The organism is Flavobacterium suncheonense GH29-5 = DSM 17707, assembly GCF_000430025.1.
GTDB classification, from domain to species: Bacteria; Bacteroidota; Bacteroidia; order Flavobacteriales; family Flavobacteriaceae; genus Flavobacterium; species Flavobacterium suncheonense.
Genome location: NZ_AUCZ01000004.1, coordinates 59,973 through 79,696, shown reverse-complemented (window position 1 = coordinate 79,696; position 19,724 = coordinate 59,973). Strand labels below are relative to the sequence as shown.

General features: G+C 40.9%; 25 protein-coding genes. 16 read left to right on the top strand and 9 right to left on the bottom strand.

The window, feature by feature from the left end; translation table 11 throughout:
- Window positions 1-4: 4 nt before the first annotated feature.
- A complete protein-coding gene (locus G498_RS0102610; protein ID WP_026979714.1) occupies window positions 5-355 on the bottom strand; it encodes a 4Fe-4S dicluster domain-containing protein in 351 nt (116 codons plus the stop codon).
- Between the two features lie 70 nt (window positions 356-425).
- Between G498_RS0102610 and G498_RS0102605 the strand changes: the two genes are divergently transcribed.
- The 7 genes from G498_RS0102605 (at window position 426) to G498_RS0102575 (ending at window position 5,627) form a co-directional block, all read left to right on the top strand.
- A complete protein-coding gene (locus tag G498_RS0102605) occupies window positions 426-1,484 on the top strand; it encodes an acyl-CoA reductase (RefSeq protein ID WP_026979713.1) in 1,059 nt (352 codons plus the stop codon).
- Window positions 1,485-1,585: 101 nt separating this feature from the next.
- Window positions 1,586-1,987, top strand: coding sequence for an LNS2 domain-containing protein (locus G498_RS0102600; RefSeq protein ID WP_026979712.1), 402 nt, complete (start codon window positions 1,586-1,588; stop codon window positions 1,985-1,987).
- 9 nt (window positions 1,988-1,996) lie between these two features.
- Entirely contained in the window at window positions 1,997-3,067 is a 1,071-nt protein-coding gene (gene serC / locus G498_RS0102595) for a 3-phosphoserine/phosphohydroxythreonine transaminase (RefSeq protein ID WP_026979711.1), read from the top strand.
- Window positions 3,068-3,143: 76 nt separating this feature from the next.
- Entirely contained in the window at window positions 3,144-4,100 is a 957-nt protein-coding gene (locus tag G498_RS0102590; protein WP_026979710.1) for a D-2-hydroxyacid dehydrogenase, read from the top strand.
- Window positions 4,101-4,157: 57 nt separating this feature from the next.
- Window positions 4,158-4,715 carry a hypothetical protein gene (locus G498_RS0102585; protein ID WP_026979709.1) on the top strand — a complete coding sequence of 186 codons (558 nt, stop codon included), beginning with the start codon at window positions 4,158-4,160 and terminating at the stop codon, window positions 4,713-4,715.
- A 107-nt stretch (window positions 4,716-4,822) separates the two neighbouring features.
- Window positions 4,823-5,275, top strand: a complete 453-nt coding sequence (locus G498_RS0102580) for a DUF6146 family protein (protein ID WP_026979708.1) — start codon at window positions 4,823-4,825, stop codon at window positions 5,273-5,275.
- Window positions 5,276-5,303: 28 nt separating this feature from the next.
- Window positions 5,304-5,627, top strand: coding sequence for a DUF6787 family protein (locus G498_RS0102575; protein WP_026979707.1), 324 nt, complete (start codon window positions 5,304-5,306; stop codon window positions 5,625-5,627).
- A 34-nt stretch (window positions 5,628-5,661) separates the two neighbouring features.
- Here G498_RS0102575 and G498_RS0102570 read toward each other — a convergent pair whose 3' ends face one another.
- A complete protein-coding gene (locus tag G498_RS0102570; RefSeq protein ID WP_026979706.1) occupies window positions 5,662-5,961 on the bottom strand; it encodes a hypothetical protein in 300 nt (99 codons plus the stop codon).
- Window positions 5,962-6,015: 54 nt separating this feature from the next.
- The gene (msrA, locus tag G498_RS0102565) at window positions 6,016-6,663 is read right to left on the bottom strand and encodes a peptide-methionine (S)-S-oxide reductase MsrA (RefSeq protein ID WP_051269699.1); all 648 of its coding nucleotides are present in this window, start codon (window positions 6,661-6,663) and stop codon (window positions 6,016-6,018) included.
- 141 nt (window positions 6,664-6,804) lie between these two features.
- Between msrA and G498_RS0102560 the strand changes: the two genes are divergently transcribed.
- From G498_RS0102560 to G498_RS0102530, 7 genes are all read left to right on the top strand, one after another.
- Window positions 6,805-7,500, top strand: a complete 696-nt coding sequence (locus G498_RS0102560) for an ABC transporter ATP-binding protein (protein ID WP_026979704.1) — start codon at window positions 6,805-6,807, stop codon at window positions 7,498-7,500.
- A gap of 12 nt (window positions 7,501-7,512) precedes the next feature.
- A complete protein-coding gene (locus G498_RS0102555; protein WP_026979703.1) occupies window positions 7,513-8,277 on the top strand; it encodes a TIGR02757 family protein in 765 nt (254 codons plus the stop codon).
- 68 nt (window positions 8,278-8,345) lie between these two features.
- Window positions 8,346-9,692: a DEAD/DEAH box helicase gene (locus tag G498_RS0102550; RefSeq protein ID WP_026979702.1), complete on the top strand. Its 1,347-nt coding sequence runs from the start codon at window positions 8,346-8,348 to the stop codon at window positions 9,690-9,692.
- Between the two features lie 141 nt (window positions 9,693-9,833).
- On the top strand, window positions 9,834-11,762 hold the full coding sequence (locus tag G498_RS0102545) for a vWA domain-containing protein (protein WP_026979701.1): 1,929 nt from the start codon (window positions 9,834-9,836) through the stop codon (window positions 11,760-11,762).
- Complete coding sequence (locus tag G498_RS0102540; RefSeq protein WP_026979700.1) at window positions 11,759-13,012, top strand: dihydroorotase; 1,254 nt, start codon at window positions 11,759-11,761, stop codon at window positions 13,010-13,012. Before G498_RS0102545 ends, G498_RS0102540 begins: the two co-directional genes overlap by 4 nt.
- 6 nt (window positions 13,013-13,018) lie before the next feature.
- On the top strand, window positions 13,019-13,348 hold the full coding sequence (locus G498_RS0102535; protein WP_026979699.1) for a DUF4870 domain-containing protein: 330 nt from the start codon (window positions 13,019-13,021) through the stop codon (window positions 13,346-13,348).
- A gap of 1 nt (window position 13,349) precedes the next feature.
- Window positions 13,350-13,994, top strand: a complete 645-nt coding sequence (locus G498_RS0102530; RefSeq protein WP_026979698.1) for an alpha/beta hydrolase — start codon at window positions 13,350-13,352, stop codon at window positions 13,992-13,994.
- Window positions 13,995-14,024: 30 nt separating this feature from the next.
- On the opposite strand, the gene G498_RS14580 is transcribed toward G498_RS0102530, so the two are convergent.
- The 3 genes from G498_RS14580 to G498_RS0102515 are packed head-to-tail and all read right to left on the bottom strand — an operon-like array spanning window position 14,025 to window position 15,850.
- Entirely contained in the window at window positions 14,025-14,534 is a 510-nt protein-coding gene (locus G498_RS14580) for a hypothetical protein (RefSeq protein WP_051269651.1), read from the bottom strand.
- Window positions 14,535-14,577: 43 nt separating this feature from the next.
- Complete coding sequence (locus G498_RS0102520; RefSeq protein WP_026979697.1) at window positions 14,578-15,081, bottom strand: hypothetical protein; 504 nt, start codon at window positions 15,079-15,081, stop codon at window positions 14,578-14,580.
- Between the two features lie 4 nt (window positions 15,082-15,085).
- Window positions 15,086-15,850, bottom strand: coding sequence for an MBL fold metallo-hydrolase (locus G498_RS0102515; RefSeq protein WP_026979696.1), 765 nt, complete (start codon window positions 15,848-15,850; stop codon window positions 15,086-15,088).
- An 85-nt stretch (window positions 15,851-15,935) separates the two neighbouring features.
- On the opposite strand from G498_RS0102515, the gene G498_RS0102510 reads away from it, so the two are divergent.
- Complete coding sequence (locus G498_RS0102510; RefSeq protein WP_026979695.1) at window positions 15,936-17,402, top strand: hypothetical protein; 1,467 nt, start codon at window positions 15,936-15,938, stop codon at window positions 17,400-17,402.
- A gap of 41 nt (window positions 17,403-17,443) precedes the next feature.
- Here G498_RS0102510 and bcp read toward each other — a convergent pair whose 3' ends face one another.
- Window positions 17,444-17,896: a thioredoxin-dependent thiol peroxidase gene (gene bcp, locus G498_RS0102505; RefSeq protein ID WP_026979694.1), complete on the bottom strand. Its 453-nt coding sequence runs from the start codon at window positions 17,894-17,896 to the stop codon at window positions 17,444-17,446.
- 69 nt (window positions 17,897-17,965) lie between these two features.
- Between bcp and G498_RS0102500 the strand changes: the two genes are divergently transcribed.
- Window positions 17,966-18,619, top strand: coding sequence for an endonuclease III domain-containing protein (locus tag G498_RS0102500; RefSeq protein ID WP_026979693.1), 654 nt, complete (start codon window positions 17,966-17,968; stop codon window positions 18,617-18,619).
- A 226-nt stretch (window positions 18,620-18,845) separates the two neighbouring features.
- Here G498_RS0102500 and G498_RS15875 read toward each other — a convergent pair whose 3' ends face one another.
- Window positions 18,846-18,989, bottom strand: coding sequence for a hypothetical protein (locus tag G498_RS15875; protein WP_165569390.1), 144 nt, complete (start codon window positions 18,987-18,989; stop codon window positions 18,846-18,848).
- A 52-nt stretch (window positions 18,990-19,041) separates the two neighbouring features.
- Window positions 19,042-19,626, bottom strand: coding sequence for an RNA polymerase sigma factor (locus G498_RS0102490; RefSeq protein ID WP_026979692.1), 585 nt, complete (start codon window positions 19,624-19,626; stop codon window positions 19,042-19,044).
- Window positions 19,627-19,724: the final 98 nt, after the last annotated feature.

Genomic DNA, 19,724 nt, shown 5'->3' with positions numbered 1-19,724 from the left:
TAAATTATTCGTTATGCAAAAACGCCTGTCGGTTCAGTAACGTTTCTTCGTCTTCCACATGATTGTCATCCGGAACACAACAGTCTACCGGACAAACAGCCGCACATTGTGGTTCTTCGTGAAAACCTTTGCACTCGGTACATTTTCCGGGTACAATGTAGTAGATGTCATCGGAAATCGGAGTTTGGGCGGCATCGGCATCTACTTCGGTTCCGTCGGGTAAAACAATTTTACCGCTTAAACGGGTTCCGTCTTTCCAGCGCCAGTCGTCGGCTCCTTCATAAATGGCTGTATTCGGACACTCCGGTTCGCAGGCCCCGCAGTTGATACATTCGTCTGTTATTATGATTGCCATAGCTTATATTAATTTTTAACTGTAAATTTGCACAAAATTACAATCAAAACCTCTCATAAACAAATTAACGATGGCACAAAAACTTAAAAAAAATACTGCAATTGCGCTCGGAAACTTTTTAAGTCAGTTTAAAGCCGAAGGAAACACCAAAAATCCCGACGTATTAAACAACAATTTGTTCTATGATGATTTTACGGATTTGATTGCCCTTTCCCAATCGCACAACGGTTGGTTTACTCCGGAACAGGTTTATTTCGCCATCCGGTCCTGGGCGGAAGCCTTAACGGAAGCTAACCTGAACGAATGGCTTTCCCGGTACGATTTTTCAAATGTTCAGCCGAAAACGGTGGGATTGATTTTAGCCGGAAACATTCCGCTGGTTGGGTTTCATGATTTTTTATCGGTTCTGATTTCCGGTCATAAGGTGATGGTAAAACTATCGTCTAACGATCAGAAATTGTTGCCTTTTTTAGCAAAATATATGATTTCGGTACAACCCGAATTGGAAGAAAGCATCACTTTTGTGGAAGGCAAACTGGAAAATTTTGACGCCGTAATCGCCACCGGAAGCAACAATACTGCCCGCTATTTTGAATATTATTTTAAAGACAAACCGAGTATTATCCGCAAAAACAGAAATTCGGTAGCGGTTTTAGACGGTAACGAAACCAAGGAAGATTTAATCGATTTAGGCGAAGATATTTTCCGTTACTTCGGATTGGGTTGCCGTAACGTTTCCAAACTTTTTGTTCCGAAAGGCTACGATTTCAAATTGTTTTTTGAAGCGATTTACCAATACGGTGATATCATCCAATACGAAAAATACGCCAACAATTACGATTACAACAAGGCGGTTTTCCTGATGAGCCTTTTCCCTTTATTGGATAACGAGTTCCTTACGTTAAAAGAAGACACAAGTTACGCTTCTCCTATTTCCTCAGTATTCTACGAGTTTTACGACGATTTGGAAAACGTTAAGGAACGTCTTAAAAACGACGAGGAGATGATTCAATGTGTTGTGTCTAACAATCTCATTGAAAACAGTATTCCGTTCGGTCAGACGCAGCAACCAAAGCTGTGGGACTATGCCGACAACGTCGATACACTTACATTTTTAAACAAAATATAATCAATACATAGAAAAAAGTAAGTAATTCCTCTGTTACGGTTATTTTTTTTCATGGTTATAGTCTTTTTTCTGAAATTTGCTTGCATTAAACACACAACATAATGCAACTAGAACACAAAAACAACGTTAGTCCGGTTTTACAAGACGGGATTAAGAATTACCTCATCGACATCGACGGTACCATCACCGAAGACGTTCCCAACGAACAACCCGAACGCATGGCCTCCTGCGCACCTTTTCCCGATGCGCTCGAAACCATCAACAAATGGTACAACGAAGGTCATCAAATCTGTTTTTTCACCTCCAGAACCGAAGAACACCGTGAAGTCACCACCCAATGGCTCAACCGACACGGTTTTAAGTACCACAGCATTTTATTCGGAAAACCGCGTGGCGGAAATTATCACTGGATTGACAACCATTTGGTAAAAGCAACGCGATATAATGGTAAATTTACCGAGTTAGTGGAAAAAGAAGTCGTAATTCAGGTTTTTAAAGATTAAATACAGATAATGAAAAAACATAATTTCAGTGCCGGTCCGTGCATATTGCCTCAGGAAGTTTTTGAGAAAGCCGCACAGGCCGTTTTAGATTTTAACGGAATGGGATTGTCTGTTTTAGAGATTTCCCACCGCGACAAAGCTTTTGTTGCTGTAATGGAAGAAGCCCGCGCTTTGGCATTAGATCTTTTAGGTTTAACCGACAAAGGATATCGGGCGATCTTTTTACAAGGTGGCGCAAGCATGGAGTTTTTGCGAATTCCATACAATTTAATGAAAACCAACGGAAAAGCCGCTTATTTAGACACCGGAACCTGGGCCAGCGGCGCCATCAAAGAGGCCAAAGCTTTTGGAGAAACCGTTGTGGTGGCTTCCTCAAAACCGGATAATTACACCTATATTCCAAAAGAATATTCGATTCCTGCCGATGCGGATTATTTCCACTGCACGAGCAACAATACCATTTACGGAACCCAAATGAAAAGTTTCGCGGAAACCAATGTTCCGATGGTTTGTGATATGAGTTCCGATATCTTTTCCAGAACCCTTGACTTTTCAAAATTCGACCTGATTTACGCCGGTGCTCAGAAAAACATGGGACCCGCCGGAGTGACTTTAATTGTGGTTAAAGAAGAACTTTTAGGGAAAACCGGAAGAGCGATCCCGAACATCATGAATTATCAGCTGCACATCGAAAAAGAAAGCATGTACAACACACCACCGGTTTTTGCGGTATATACTTCGCTTTTAACGATGCAGTGGTTAAAAAACTTAGGCGGTATTGCGGCTATTGAAAAGCAAAACGAAGCTAAAGCCAAATTGTTATATGATGAAATCGACCGAAATCCGATTTTCGTCGGAACAACCGTAAAAGAAGACCGTTCCAACATGAATGCGACCTTCTTATTAGCCGATGAAAACCATAAGGAATTATTTGATTCGATGTGGAAAGCAGCAGGCGTTTCCGGCATCAACGGACATCGTTCGGTGGGTGGTTACCGCGCTTCAATGTACAATGCTTTACCTCTTGAAAGCGTTCAGGTATTAGTCGACGTCATGAAAGAATTGGAAAGAAAAATATAGGTGATTTGGTTATTTGCTTAACCGAATAAACAAATAACCAAATAACCAAATTATCAAATCAACAAATTAACATACAATGAAAATATTAGCCAACGACGGTTTATCCCCAAGCGGAATTCAAGCGCTGGAAAAAGCCGGATTTGAAGTAATCACCACCAAAGTGGCTCAGGAACAAGTAGCCAATTATATCAACAAAAACAACATCGACGTGATTTTGGTGCGCAGTGCCACGAAAGTCCGTAAAGATATCATAGACAGTTGTCCTTCCCTTAAAATCATCGGGCGCGGTGGTGTCGGAATGGATAACATCGATGTGGAATACGCCGTGGAAAAAGGCATTCACGTAATCAATACCCCGGCCGCATCTTCGGAATCGGTAGCGGAACTGGTCTTTGCGCATTTGTTTTCCGGAGCGCGTTTTCTGCACGATGCCAACCGCAACATGCCTCTGGACGGCGATTCGCAATTCAACAGCCTGAAAAAAGCCTATTCTGACGGGATTGAATTGCGCGGTAAAACCATCGGAATTATAGGTTTTGGAAGAATCGGACGTGAAGTGGCGCGCATCGCTTTGGGTTTAGGCATGAAAGTAATCGCTTCCGACAAACACGTAGACGAAGCCGTAATCAAAGTCGATTTTTACAACGGACAGTTCATCAACGTAAACATCGAAACCGAACCTTTGGAAGACATTTTCCACCACGCTGATTTTATTACCGTTCACACGCCGTTTTTAGGAAATCACCTAATCGGACGTGAGGAAATCAGCATGATGAAAGACGGCGTAGGCATTATCAACTGTGCCCGCGGTGGCGTTATTGACGAAGTGGCTTTAGTGGATGCTTTAGACGAAGGGAAAGTCCTTTTTGCCGGTTTGGATGTTTTTGAAGAAGAACCAACTCCGGCCATTCAGGTGCTGATGAATCCAAAAATTTCGTTGACGCCTCATATCGGTGCAGCAACCCTGGAAGCACAGGACCGAATCGGAACCGAACTGGCCGAACAGATTATCAGTTTATTACAGAACGATTAATGAATTTGTAACTATTTTTTGCTTAAATTTGGTATTCAACCTTAAAATTTCAATACAATGTTAGAGCAATTAACCGAATTAGTAAAACAATATGGCAGCGAAGCCATCATCAATAATCAGGACATTCCTAACGAGCATAATGAGGCTGTAATGGAAGAAACCGGAAATTCCATCCTTAACGGTTTAAAAGGCATGGCTGCCAACGGAAATTTCAGCGAGCTGGCTGGTTTGTTCAGCGGCGGCAAAGTCGATTCGTCAAACCCAGTGGTACGCCAGTTAACCGAACAGCTTTCGGGTAATCTAGGTCAGAAATTCGGCTTAAGCAGCGAAGCGTCTTCCGGTTTGGCAGGCAACATCATCCCGAAAATTCTGGGCTCTTTAATCGGAAAAGCCAACGACCCAAACCAGCCGAGCTTAGACATCTCCGACATTATTAAAACTATTGGCGGCGGTAATTCGGGCGGCCTGATGGATGCGGTTTCCAAATACGGCGGTCAGTTCGGACTGGATCAGAACAACGACGGAAAAGTAGACATGAAAGACGCAGCGGCAGCAATGTCGGGGAAAGGCGGCGGTTTATTGGGCGGATTGCTCGGTAAACTTTTCGGAAAATAAACTACACTATTTCAGTATAAAAAGCCAGGCAGTCATGTTTGGCTTTTTTGTTAAATTGATTTTTCAATTTGCTGATATTTAGTAACTTTATAAGAAAATTCACAGCGATGAAAAATACAATCTGGATACTTTCTCTTGTTACGCTTTCCGTATTTTGGGGCTGTAATTCTACTTCAAAAACTGTTGCCGATAGTAATGCTGCGGAAAACAAAACCGTTGAAAAAACCAACGACACCATTCGCATCGCCAATGACGAACTGGAATACGAAGTAATCATTATTGACGGAGGCTTTAATTCCTGGTTGCATTCTACGGCCAAACCCCGCAATTTTTATTCCCAAAATTATTTAGAAGCCCGCAACATCCCTTGGGTAATTGAATGGAATAACAGAGCACGTTTTCCCAGAAACAGCCGTGAAAGAGATTTGTTTTTAATGCCCATCGATTACCAGAACGGTATCGATTACGGTTACGAAGTAAATTACCTTCTTTACAATTATCTGGTTTATTTTCAGCTGAAAAATAATATTCGTCTTGGAGGTTTTGCACCTCGCCCATAATTTGTATTTTTGGTCATATTTCTGAAAAATGGCAAATTTAAAAGAGCGTTGGGGCATAAAAAGCAATTGGCAGATGACTGTCATTTTTGTCGTTTTTGCCATTACCGGAACCACCGCTTCTTATCTTTCCAAACCCATTTTAGCCTGGTTAGGTATTACGCGCGACACACTGCATCCTGTTTTGTATTGGACACTTTATATCTTAATTATTCTTCCGGTTTATAAAATACTATTGGTAATTATCGGAACCCTTTTCGGGCAGCATACTTTCTTCAAAAATTTTGTTTTCAAAATGCTGCGCGGCATGAAATTGGGATTTATCGCCGATGTCTTCGGAAATAAGAAACAGTAAACAGTGTTCAGTAAGCAGATAATCTTTTCACTTTTCACTTCTCCCCTTCCTTCTTAATCAAATAAGTATAAATCCACGTAAGTGTGAAGGTTGGAATAAAATCGACGCCCGGCAGAAGTTCTTCCACAAAAACAGTGATTCCGCCTACAGTTCCGACAGTTCCTTTGTACATTCGGGCCAAAAGAAACCCGGCTATCGGAGCCCAAACGATATCGGTTAATTCCGCTACCAAAGGAATTCCGTAAGACGCGTAACCAATCAGGTCGAAAAGAATGCTCAGCATCAGTTTTCGGTTTTTGTTATCCGATTTGGTTTGTATTTCAGTGTTTGTCATTTACTTATGTCTTCCGAACAACCTGCAAAACAGATGCCATTTTTAGAAAAAGCATTATTCTTTCAGTTTCGATTTGTAATTTTTGCGCAGTTTGTCCAGCTTCGGACTGATTACTGCCATACAATAGCCCTGATTTTTATTTCGGTTGTAATAATTCTGATGGTAATCTTCCGCCGGATAAAAAAAGGTAGCTTCGGATAGTTTGGTCACTACTTTCTTGCCGAAAATATTCTGGTCGTTCAAAAGCTGAATAAAATTCTCCGCGGCTTTTTTCTGAGCATCGCCGTGATAGAAAACTTCGCTGCGGTATTGCGTTCCCACATCCGCGCCCTGTCGGTTTAAAGTCGTCGGATCGTGTGTGGCAAAAAACACTTCCAGAATGTCTTCATACGAAATTTCATTGGGATCGAAGGTGATTTCAATGGCTTCGGCATGACCGGTATAACCCGAACACACTTCTTCATAGGTTGGATTTTTGGTTTTTCCTCCCGTATATCCGGACACTACTTTTTTAACGCCTTTTAATTCCAGAAAAAGGGCTTCGGTGCACCAAAAACACCCGCCTGCCAAAGTGGCTACTTCTAATCCGTTTTGCTCGCTCATTATTTTATGCTCTTCGTTTTTTTCTACTGTTAAGCTTTTTTCCTTCGACTGACAACTTGCTGTCGAAAGGGCAACTAAAAATACAAAAAATGCTTTCATCGCTTTTCTTTTTTCAAAATTAACCAATTCGTAAAACATCGATTTCGCTCTTAACGAAACTTTATAGTCTATACGGAATATTGACTGGTTCAGATTTCATTTTACCCGAAATTCTTTGTTTCTTTGTACAAATCCACGAGCATGATACAGGCTAACAACATTCATAAATATTTCGACAAACTTCACGTGCTGAAAGGCGTAAACCTTTCGATTCAAAAAGGGGAAATCGTTTCTATCGTTGGGGCTTCCGGTGCCGGAAAAACCACTTTGCTTCAGATTTTGGGCACGCTGGACAAACCTTCCGCCGAGAAAAACACGGAATTGTTAATCAACGGGGAAGATATTCTGAAGATGAATGACAAAGCGCTGTCCCGTTTCCGTAACCTGCAGTTGGGATTTATTTTCCAGTTTCACCAGCTTTTGCCGGAATTCACTGCTTTGGAAAACGTTTGCATTCCCGCTTACATCGCCGGAAAAGACAAAAAAGAAACCGAAGAAGAAGCCAAACGCCTGCTGGATTATTTAGGCTTATCGCACCGTTACGATCACAAACCCGGAGAACTTTCCGGCGGGGAACAGCAACGTGTGGCGGTGGCCAGAGCCTTAATTAACAAGCCAGCCGTGATTTTTGCTGATGAACCTTCCGGAAACTTAGACACGCATTCCGCGGAAAACCTGCATCAGTTGTTTTTTAAACTACGTGATGAATTCGGTCAGACGTTTGTGATTGTAACCCACAACGAAGAATTAGCCGATATGGCCGACCGCAAACTCATCATGGTAGACGGTGACATCCGCAATGAAGTAACCAAAAAAGCAGAAACTCTAAACGGATAACCTCTTAAATTCTTGGACTTTAACGAACTGAAATCCTTTCTCGACGAAAAGGCCGACTTGTACAACAATCCTAATTTTATCGAAAGCGATCCGATACAGATTCCGCATTCGTTTGCTCTGAAAGAAGATGTTGAAATATCAGGTTTTCTGGCCTCGGTAATCGCGTGGGGCAATCGGAAAATGATTATCAAAAATGCCCGGAAAATGATGGATTTCATGGGCAATGCACCTTACGATTTCGTCCTGTCGCACACCGAAGAAGATTTGGAACGGCTGGAAACTTTTGTACACCGCACCTTTAACGGTCAGGATTTTGTCGGATTCATCAAAAGTCTGCAAAATATTTACCAGAATCACGGCGGTCTGGAAGCAGTTTTTGCCAAACATCAGGAAGAAAATTCCATGCAGAAAAGCATCTCGGAATTCAAGAAAATCTTTTTCGAAGTCAACCATTTAACCCGAACCGAAAAACACTTACCCGATCCTCTTAGTGGTTCAGCGGCCAAGCGTATCAACATGTATTTACGCTGGATGTGCCGAAAAGACAACAAAGGCGTGGACTTCGGCATCTGGAACAGCATTTCGCCTTCGCAACTTTCCTGCCCTTTGGATGTGCATTCCGGCAACGTAGCCCGTAAACTGGAACTGCTTACCCGAAAACAAAACGACAGCAAAGCGCTTTTCGAATTGGACAACAATCTGCGAAAATTAGACCCAAAAGATCCCGTAAAATACGATTTTGCGCTGTTCGGACTCGGCGTTTTTGAAAAGTTTTAGAAGCAGTCACAACCACAGAAATATCCATTAATTTCAGAAATTGTATCTTTGCCCAAAATATCCGTTTTATGAACAGTTTTGAGCAATTTAATTTACCGAAATCTTTACAGAAAGCCATCGACGATATCGGTTTAACAACGCCAACCCCTATACAGGAGCGTTCGTTTCCCGTGATTATGTCGGGCCGCGACGTGATGGGAATTGCCCAAACCGGAACCGGAAAAACCTATGCATACCTGCTTCCGATCTTAAAACAATGGAAATTTACGCCAACGCACACCCCAAAAGTGGTGATTATCGTTCCGACTCGTGAATTAGTGGTTCAGGTGGCGGAAGAAGTGGAAAAACTTACCAAATACATGTCGGTGCGTGTGCTTGGCGTTTACGGTGGCGTGAACATCAATACGCAGAAAACATCGGTTTATGAAGGCGTGGATATTTTAGTAGGAACTCCGGGCCGGGTAATGGATTTGGCTTTGGACAACGTAGTCCGGTTCGATGAAATGCAGAAACTGGTTATCGACGAATTCGATGAAATCCTGAATTTGGGCTTCCGTTTTCAGGTTACTTCCATTTTGTCTATGATGCGTCCGAAACGTCAGAACATACTGTTTTCCGCAACGATGACCGATGAAGTAGATGAAATGCTCGAGGAATTTTTCGATTTTCCGGAAGAAGTTTCGCTTGCTGCCTCCGGAACACCGCTGGAAAAAATCAGACAGATTGGCTATCACGTTCCCAATTTCCTCACGAAAGTAAATTTACTGAAGCATTTGCTTGCCGAAGACGAAACCATGGAACGCCTTTTGGTTTTCGTAAACAATAAAAAGGTGGCCGATATCCTGATGGATTTGCTGGAAGAAGATTTTCCGGGACAATTCGGAGTCATCCACTCGAACAAATCTCAGAATTACCGTCTGAACACCATGGCGAGTTTCCAGGCCGGGGAAATCCGGGGTATCGTAACTACTGATATTATGGCGCGCGGTTTGGATATTTCCGACATCACGCACGTAATCAACATGCAGTTTTCGGAAGTTCCGGAGCAGTATATCCACAGAATCGGACGTACCGGACGTGCCGACAAAGAAGGCGTTGCTATCAGCATGATTGCGCCATCGGAAGAAGAATTTCAGGTGGAAGCCGAACTTATGATGGAAAAAGAACTGGAAATCCTGGAAATTCCGGCGTCCATAAAAGTGGAAGAAAAACGCTTGGAATTTGAAAAGGAAAAGAAAAAAATAAAATTTCTTCTGAAAAAACCGAAACTGGAAGGCGGAGCCGCTTTTCACGAAAAATCAGAGAAAAACAAAAAAGTGAATTTAGGCGGTCCCGGAAAACGCAATCCGAGAAAAACCGCGCCGAGAAACCGCGCCGTAGAAAAAAAACGCGCGCAGAAAAGAAAGAAAAAATAATTCTAGTGACCAGTAATCAGTCGTTAGTAATTAGAAAGTAGTCTTTACTAAAACAGAACTTCTTACTTGAATTTCACTAATTACTAATTACTTTTCACTAATTACTCTAATTTAATTATCTTTGAAAAATCTTTAAAATAAATGCAATTCAAACATCCTGAAATCCTGTATTTCCTGTTTCTGTTGGTGATACCAATTTTAGTGCATTTATTTCAGTTACGACGGTTTAAGAAAGAATACTTTACCAACGTTAAACTCCTCAAAGAACTTTCCATTCAAACCCGAAAAAGCTCGACGATTAAAAAATGGTTGTTGCTGGCGACGCGTTTGTTATTGTTAGCCTGTTTGATTTTCGCTTTTGCCCAGCCATTTTTCAAAGCAAAAGACAGCGAAAGTTCGGCTAACGAAATGGTGATTATTTTAGACAATTCCTTTTCGATGCAGTCCAAAGGCAGTAAGGGCGAACTGCTGAAACGTGCCGTTCAGGATTTACTGGAAAACACACCCGAAAATCAGCGTTTTTCATTGATTACCAATACCGAAACCTTTTGGGATACCGACATCAAATCGGTTCAGAAAGACCTGCAGAATTTACAATACAGCTCTGCGCCTTTTCAACTGGATTTCCTTTTGACGAAAATCGAAACCAAAAAACACAACCTTCCGCTGGATATTGTAGTGATTAGCGATGCTGTCGGAATTAACCAAAAAGACATTCAGAAATTAACCGGACGAAAATCGGTGTACAGCTGGATTCCGGAAGCGGAAAATAAAAACAACGTAGGTATTGACAAGGTTTCCATAAGCCAACATCTAGACAACTTTTACGAAATTAAAGTGGATATTTCCGTGTACGGCGAAATGGAAAACGATATTCCGGTGGCGGTTTACAACGGTAAAAACCTGATTGCCAAAACCGTTATCCAACCTGATACGAATAAAAAAGCTGTAACTTTCACGTTGCCGAAGAAAGATTTTCACGGTCATGTTGCCATTGAAGACAACAGTTTAACCTACGACAATTCATATTATTTCAGCATTTCAAAGCCTGAAAAATCAAATGTTACAACAATTGGTGAAACAGCTAAAAATGAGTTTCTTACCCGGATTTATACCGCGGATGAATTCATTTTCACGAATACCGAATTGAATGCCCTCAATTACAACTCCCTTGAAAATCAGGATGCTGTGATTCTGAATGAACTGAAAGACATTCCGCAGGCGCTCGGTACGACGCTGAAAGATTTTTATGCTAAAGGCGGAAATATTGTTCTGATTCCGGCTTCGGAAAGTTCGGTGCAAAACCTGAATGCTTTTCTGGGGAATTTCAGCAGTCTGAAAGCCGGTCCGCTTCTAAATCAGGAAAAACAGATTACCAAAATCGCGTTCAGTCATCCGTTGTATCAAACGGTTTTCGAAAAGAAAATTGACAATTTCCAATATCCGAAAGTGAATGCTGCGTTTACTTTCAGCGGTAATCCTTCCCCAATTTTAAGTTTCGACGACCAAAGCTTTTTTTTAGGTTCGGTTACCAATAAAATAGGGGATTTTTACGTGTTTTCCGCACCGGTGAACAAAACAAACAGCAACTTTCAGAATTCACCATTGATTGTACCGACGTTCTACAACATGGCGCAAAACCATCAGAAAACAGGAATCTCGGCTTATACCATCGGTGAAAATGAAAACCTGATTTTAGACGTTTTGCTTTCCAAAGATGAAGTGGTTACGATTGCCAACGACCAATCCGATTTCATTCCGATGCAGCAGATTCTGAACCACAAAATCAAACTGTCTTTCGGCGATTATCCGGAAACTTCGGGGAATTATTCGGTATTGAAAAACAAAGAAATTCTTAAAAATATCAGCTTCAATCACGCCAGAACCGAAAGTGATTTGAGCCAGCGCAACGACAACTTATTTGATGCTTTTACTTCCGTGAATTCGGTAGCCACGGTTTTTGACGACATTCATTCGGCGCGAACCGGGAACGCCATCTGGAAGTATTTCATCATTGCAACACTACTTTTTTTACTTCTCGAACTACTAATCCAAAAATTCGTAAAATGAACGTAATTTTTAAAAACGCAACGATACTTGACAAAGAAAGCCCGTTTCACAAGCAGAAAGCCGATGTAAAAGTGGAAAACGGCATCATTAAAAATATTGGCCAAAATCTTTCCTCGAAAAATGGCTTTGAAATTGTTGAATTAGAAAATTTACACCTTTCCCAAGGTTGGTTTGATTCTTCCGTTTCTTTCGGTGAACCGGGTTTTGAAGACCGAGAAACTATCGCCAACGGTCTGAACACCGCAGCTAAAAGCGGCTTTACCAACGTAGCATTACAACCGAATTCGTTTCCGGTAATCGACAACCAGTCGCAGGTGAGTTTTGTACTGAACAAAGCGAAGGGTTTTGCCACGACCTTACATCCGATTGGCGCCTTCACCAAAAACAGTGAGGGAACGGATTTAGCCGAAATGTTCGATATGAAAAACGCCGGAGCCATTGCTTTTGGCGATTACAACAAAAATCTTGACAATGCCAATCTACTGAAAATTGGTCTGCAATACGTACAGGATTTCGACGGTCTGGTGATTGCATATTGTCAGGACAAAACCGTTAAAGGAAACGGCGTGGTGCACGAAGGTTTGGTAAGCACACGATTAGGGCTGAAAGGCATTCCTGCTTTAGCGGAAGAACTGGAAGTGGCGAGAAACCTGTTTTTATTGGAATATACAGGCGGAAAACTGCACATTCCTACAATATCATCGGCAAAATCGGTGGAATTGATCAGAGCGGCGAAAGCGAAAGGGTTGCATGTAACCTGTTCGGTAGCGGTTCACAATCTGGTTTTAACGGATGATGTTTTGACCGGATTCGATTCCCGATACAAAGTAACCCCACCGTTACGCGACGAAAACCACCGAAAAGCTTTATTGGAAGGCGTTTTAGACGGTACAATCGACATGATTACGTCTGACCACAATCCTATCGATATCGAACTGAAAAAGATGGAATTCGACAACGCCAAGAACGGAACCATTGGTCTGGAAAGCGCGTTCGGAGCCTTGCAAAATGTACTGTCGCTGGAAATTATCATTGAAAAACTAACCCACGGTAAATCGGTTTTCGGCATTGAAAAACCGGCAATTAAAGAAGGAAATAAAGCTTGTTTTACCCTCTTTACAACGGAAGGAAACTGGGAATTCACAAAAGAGCATATTTTATCAAAATCTAAAAATTCCGCATTCTTAGGCCTGCCGATGAAAGGCCGCGCTTACGGCATTTACAATAACGGACAATTAATTTTAAACTAATTCGTCATGGAAAACAATACAGTTGAACAGGGAAAAACCACCGCCATTATCAGTTATCTGACCATTTTGGGAAGCATTATTGCGATTTTCATGAATCTGGAACCTAAGAATCCGTTTGCGGGTTTTCATATCCGTCAGGCGTTTGGTCTTAACATTACGTTCTACATTCTGGCCTATTTTATCGGCTATTTTGACAGCTGGATGATTTCCGGAGCGTTCTATGTTTTTATTGTAGTGCTTTGGTTTTACGGTTTTATCGGAGCCATTCAGGGCGAAATGAAAATTGTTCCTTTATTGGGCGAGTACTTCCAGAAATGGTTTAAAAATTTAGCATAACATGAGTTTTTCTTTATACCATCTGGTTCGGGAACCAAAAGTTAAATCGGATAAAAATCCATTGTTACTATTGTTACACGGTTATGGCAGTAATGAAGAAGATCTGTTTTCATTCGCTTCAGAATTACCCGAGGAATATTACGTGATTTCCGCCCGCGCACCTTATCCGCTTCCGCCTTACGGAAACGCCTGGTATGCCATTCATTTCGATGCGGATGAAAACAAATTTTCCGACAACGACGAAGCCAGACAATCCCGAGATCTGATTGCTAAATTTATCGACGAATTAATAGCCCATTATCCGATTGACAAAGACAACGTAACCTTAATAGGGTTCAGTCAGGGAGCGATTCTGAGTTACAGTGTGGCGCTTTCGTATCCGGAAAAAGTGCAGCGTGTGGTGGCTTTGAGCGGTTATTTCAACTTGGATATTATCGACGAGAATTTCAGAAATAATAAAATTTCCAACTTAAAATTCTTCATTTCTCACGGAACCGTCGATCAGGTAATCCCGGTGGATTGGGCCCGAAAAGCTCCCGAATTTTTAAAAGATTTAGGCTTGGATGTGGTGCATAAAGAATATCCGGTAGGTCACGGTGTGGCACCGCAAAACTTTTACGATTTTAAAAACTGGTTACAGTCTTAAATAAAAATCCCGCTTTCAAGGCGGGATTTTTTATTGTTCGATTTTATCGCTTCCGACAAATTTCTTTTCTTCAGCTATCGCGGAAACATATTGAATTTCCGTTCCTTTTTTCAGCACATAGCTCTTGTTGATTTCAAGTTTCCATTCGCCGTTGTCAAATACTTTTCCGGAATTTCCATCCGTTAATACAATCGATTTGGAAGAATTCGGTACAAAAACTTCAGCACTGTCTTTGTCTTCACTGAAAATCACATAAGCGTTCAGAGTAGCCTGTTCACTATCTTCTTCGTTAACCGTTTCCGGATTTTTAAACGGCGCCAGGCGGTAGCCTTCCTCAAAAACGCGAATACAGTTTTTTCGGATTTCCGACCATCTGTAACCAGCCGACGTTACACATCCTTTTTCGTCTTTGTCTGTACCCAAAACGACTTTTTTATCGTTTACATCCACTTCATTTTCTTTGTCTCTGGGTTTCAGAATAAGGTCGCACGAGGCAAAAAGCATCGAAACGGCAAAAATGATATGTAAAGTTCTTTTCATAATTGGGTTTTTGGTAGAGAATTATAACTCAAAATCTGACTTTTTATTGCGCGGGTTTTCTGGGCTGATGCAAAATCGCCTGGATGGTTTCAAAATCGGTTGGCTTACCGTCGTTGATGAAATACTTAATCAGGATTTCACCGCGCAAGGTACCGGAATAAACATCGGCAATAATCCATCTGTGATTCAGAATTTTAAATTTATTGATAATAAACTTGTTCCCGTCAATCGGATCGTACGGCACCAATTTGTTCCCGTTAGGTGCATCGTTCAACGCTAACAATTCGTTTCGGATTTGTTCGGTTAATTCCGGAATGCTGTAATTTTCAAAATACTCTAACGATTCATCGTCCATTTCCAGAGAAAAGTAATTGGCGTCGATCATCTGATTGTAAACAATGTTGGATGAATCGCGAACCGCTTTAATTTTAGCCTCGCAACTTTCGATTTCCTTACTCTGGGTTTTCAGTATTTTCGTGGAATTCATATACTGAAAAATATTAAACAGCAACGAAAGAATAAACAAATACAAAATGATTTTTTTCATAGTATTAAATAGTGATTTCTAAATTATCGTAAGCCAAAAAGACGTTTTTCGGCAGTTTTTTTGCCACTTCTTCGTGAAAGCCCAACAAATGACTGATGTGGGTTAAATAACTTCGCTCCGGTTTGATTCTCCCGATAAAATCCAGCGCTTCCTGCAAATTGAAATGCGTAGCGTGTGGCTCTTCCCGTAAAGCATTTACCACCAAAACCTTAACCCCTTTCAGCTTTTCAATTTCGGCTTCATCAATGGTTTTCACATCGGTAAGATAGGCAAAATCATCAATGCGGTAACCAAACACCTGCAAATTACCATGCCATACATTAATAGGAACCGCAATTTTATCTCCTACCGCAAAAGGCTCGTTGTTTTTCACTTCAAATTCCTTTACGGACGGCGCTCCGGGATAGCGGTTTTCGGTTTCAAAAATATAGTCGAAACGTCTGTTCAGATTCTTAAGTACCCTTTCGTGGGCAAAAATCGGCAACTCCCCTTGGCGGAAATTATAGGGTCGGATGTCATCTAACCCGGCGGTGTGATCTGCGTGTTCATGGGTAAACAAAATCCCGTCGAGTTTAACGCATTTACTGGCCAGCATCTGTTGTCGGAAATCGGGACCACAATCGATCACAAAAGAATAATCGTCCCAATGAATCCAAACCGCAACTCTTAGCCGCTTGTCTTTGGGATCATCACTCATACAAACAGAATGATGACTCCCAATTACGGGAATACCCTGTGAGGTGCCGGTACCCAAAAAATATACTTTCAAATGAATTTCAGTTTTTACAAAAATAGAATTATTTATCTTTTGTGAAAATACCTATTTTGTTAACTTTGTCGATATTATATGTTTTATGAAGAATTCAGAAGGAGAAATCATATTAAAAGGTGATCGTGAGATCGAACACATACCCGCTTTAGCCGATAAGGCGCTTCGTATCAATCTAAACAAAAATATTTACGGAACTTTTTCAGAAATCGGTGCCGGACAGGAAACGGTTCGCCATTTTTTCCGTGCAGGAGGTTCTTCCGGTACGATTGCAAAAGCAATGTCCGCTTACGATAAAGATTACAGTGACGCGATTTACGGTGTGGAAGATGACGGCCGCTATGTAACCGAAAGCCGCCTGCGAAAAATGCTTACCCATGAAACCCGTTTGATGGAAGAGCGTTTGAACCGTGAGAAACATCCTGAAAAACTATTCTTCAGTTACGCCAATACAGTAGCTACCATAGATTTTGCCAAACAATTTAAAGGGCACGGCTGGGTTGGAATTAAATTTCAGGTAGATCCGAATGCCGAATACAACGAAATCATTCTTCATATCCGCTTTAAGGAAAATGATTCCAAACTGCAACAGGAAACCCTTGGAGTTCTTGGAGTTAACCTGATTTATGGTGCTTTTTACAAATACAACGATCCGAAACGCCTGTTGCGTTATTTATACGACCACTTAGACAAAGATCAACTGGAAATTGACACGATTAACTTTTCCGGACCTCAATTTAAGGATGTTGACAACCGTTTAATGAGTTTACAACTCGTTAAAAACGGCATGACCGAAGCAGTGATGTTTGGTCCGGACGGTAAAAACGTATTGCCGGCAGCAGTATTATACAAGAAAAACATTCTGGCCTTACGCGGAAGTTTCCGGCCGGTAACGAAAGTAAACATGGACATGTACGAGAAGTCGCTGGAAATGTTCGTACAGGAGAAAAAAGTGGAAAAAGACAATACGTTAGTAGTTTTTGAAATTACCCTTTCCAATTTGCGCTCCGAAGGTGAAATTGACGAACGCGATTTCATGGACCGGGCGGAATTACTGTGTTCGTTAGGACAAACCGTAATGATTTCCAATTTCCAGGAATACTACAAAGTGGTGGAATATTTCTCGGAATACACCAAAGCACGCATGGGATTAGCCATGGGAGTAAGCAACTTAATCGACATTTTCGACGAGAAATACTACCGTCATTTAAGTGGTGGCATTCTGGAAGCTTTCGGAAAATTGTTCTACCGCGATCTGAAGGTATTCTTATATCCGATGGAAGAAAACGGGGAAGTGATCAATTCACAAAATCTGAAAGTACATCCGCGCATGAAAGAATTGTACAAATTCTTCGCTTACAACGGCAAAGTACTGGATATCACTGATTTTGACAAAGACCACCTTAAAATTTTCTCCAGAGAAGTTTTAAAAATGATCAGCAAAGAAAAAGACGGCTGGGAAGAAATGCTGCCGGAAGGTATCGCCGGACTGATTAAGAAAAACCATTTGTTCGGTTACGGCGAGAAAAAAACTTTGGAAGAAGCTAAATAAAAGCTGTTTCATAAAAAAGGGAAGTTGCAACTTCCCTTTTTTTATTTCAAAATCTGACTTGAGTGCTCTTTCGTTTTTACTTTCGTGATTACGTCTTCAATAATTCCGTTTTCGTCAATTACAAAAGTGGTTCGGTGGATGCCGTCAAATTCGCGTCCCATGAACTTTTTTGGTCCCCAAACGCCGAAAGCTTCAATCACTTTTTTGTCTTCATCGGCTAAAAGCGGAAACGGCAACTCGTATTTGTTTTTAAAATTGGATTGCTTCTTTTGCGTATCGGCACTAACACCTAACAAAGCATAACCTTTACGGATGAACTCCGAATAATTATCCCTTAAATTACAGGCTTCGATTGTACAGCTTGGCGTATTGGCTGCCGGATAAAAGAAAACCACTAACTTTTTTCCTTTATAATCGGATAATTTGTGTGTATTGCCATCTTGGTCTACTGCAGTAAAATCCGGTGCTTTGTCGCCTTTTTGTAAAGTAGTCATGTTATTTTTTTGTTTAGACTGTTTAAAGTTTAATTTTGTTCAAAGTTGCACATTTTATAAATATAAAAAATGACCAAAGACGAAAAAGTTCAGTTTGTAATCGATACGTTAAACGAACTTTACCCCGAAACGCCCATTCCGTTAGACCATAAAGACGCTTACACGTTATTGGTGGCGGTGTTGCTTTCCGCACAATGTACCGATGCCCGTGTAAATCAGATTACGCCATTACTGTTTGCCAAAGCAGACAATCCGTACGACATGGTAAAATTATCCGTGGAAGAAATTCAGGAAATCATCAAACCCTGCGGACTTTCGCCAATGAAATCCAAAGGTATTTACGGCTTGTCTCAAATTCTGATTGAAAAACACAACGGAGCAGTTCCGCAAAGTTTTGAAGCCTTGGAAGCCTTACCCGCAGTTGGACATAAAACGGCTAGCGTGGTGATGAGTCAGGCGTTTGGAGTTCCGGCCTTTCCGGTAGATACACACATTCACCGTTTGATGTACCGCTGGAATTTAAGCAATGGAAAAAATGTGCAGCAAACCGAAAAAGATGCCAAACGACTGTTTCCGAAGGAATTGTGGAATGTTTTACACCTTCAGATTATTTATTACGGAAGAGAATATTCGCCGGCGCGTAGCTGGAATTTAGAGAAAGACATTATCACCAAAACCATTGGACGAAAATCCGTTTTGGAGGAATATTCTAAAAGTAAATAGAAAACCGCAGATTCGCAGATTTACTTTTCTCAACTTATGATTAATCACTCTTAATCAATAGTTTGTTAGATTGATATGATCGCGAAAAACTGAATTCTTCAATAATCAAAAAAGATTTTTTTCAAAAAAGTGATAACTAAACTCATTTTTAAAAATTCAATCTGCGAATTTGCGGTAAATTATAAAATGAAGAAATGCCCCGAAAATATCTTCCCGGGGCATTTCCTTAATTAGCAAGCGTTTCAAAAGTTAAGTCACCTACTTTTGTGATGCTCAAAGCTTTAGAATAATTGAGCAAAAAATTAACCGTTTCTTTCTTAGGCGACATTTTCGGACTTGCTTTTTTCTTCTTAGAGTAGAGTTTTGCCATTGCTATACATTTAAATTATATAACAATAACGCAAGTCTGTTATAAATATTGTTTAATTCGTTAAAATAATCTGATTTTTTTCAATTACCTTTCTCAGGTTCATCAGCGCGTAACGCATTCTGCCCAATGCCGTGTTTATACTGACTCCTGTTAAATCGGCAATTTCCTTGAAACTTAAATCGTCATAGATGCGCATAACCAAAACTTCACGCTGATCGTCCGGAAGTTCATTAATCAGACGCTTTAAGTCTACTTCAACCTGTTCGGTGATGATTCGCGTTTCCACATTCGGGCTGTTGTCCGTCATGATGGAAAAGATTGAAAACTCCTCGGTTTCCCGGTGATACGGCATTTTTTGTGCCTTGCGGAAATGATCTACAATCAGATTGTGGGCAATACGCATTACCCATGGTAAAAATTTACCCTCTTCGTTGTAGTTTTTAGTCTTTAACGTTTTGATAACCTTAATAAAAGTGTCCTGAAAGATATCCTCGGTAACATCTCTGTCCATTACCTTTGAGTAGATAAAACCGTAAATCTTAGATTGATGTCTCTCGATTAATGTAGCTAAAGCATTTTCGTCTCCACCTACATAACTTTTCACTAGGACTGCGTCCGGAAGTACAACATTAGCCATAATAATACCTTTTAGTTTTTGGTTTTGGGAATAGTTTTTACAACTCTAAAAAGTATTTTTATGCGATAGGCAAATGTTTTTTGGTGATGAATTATAAA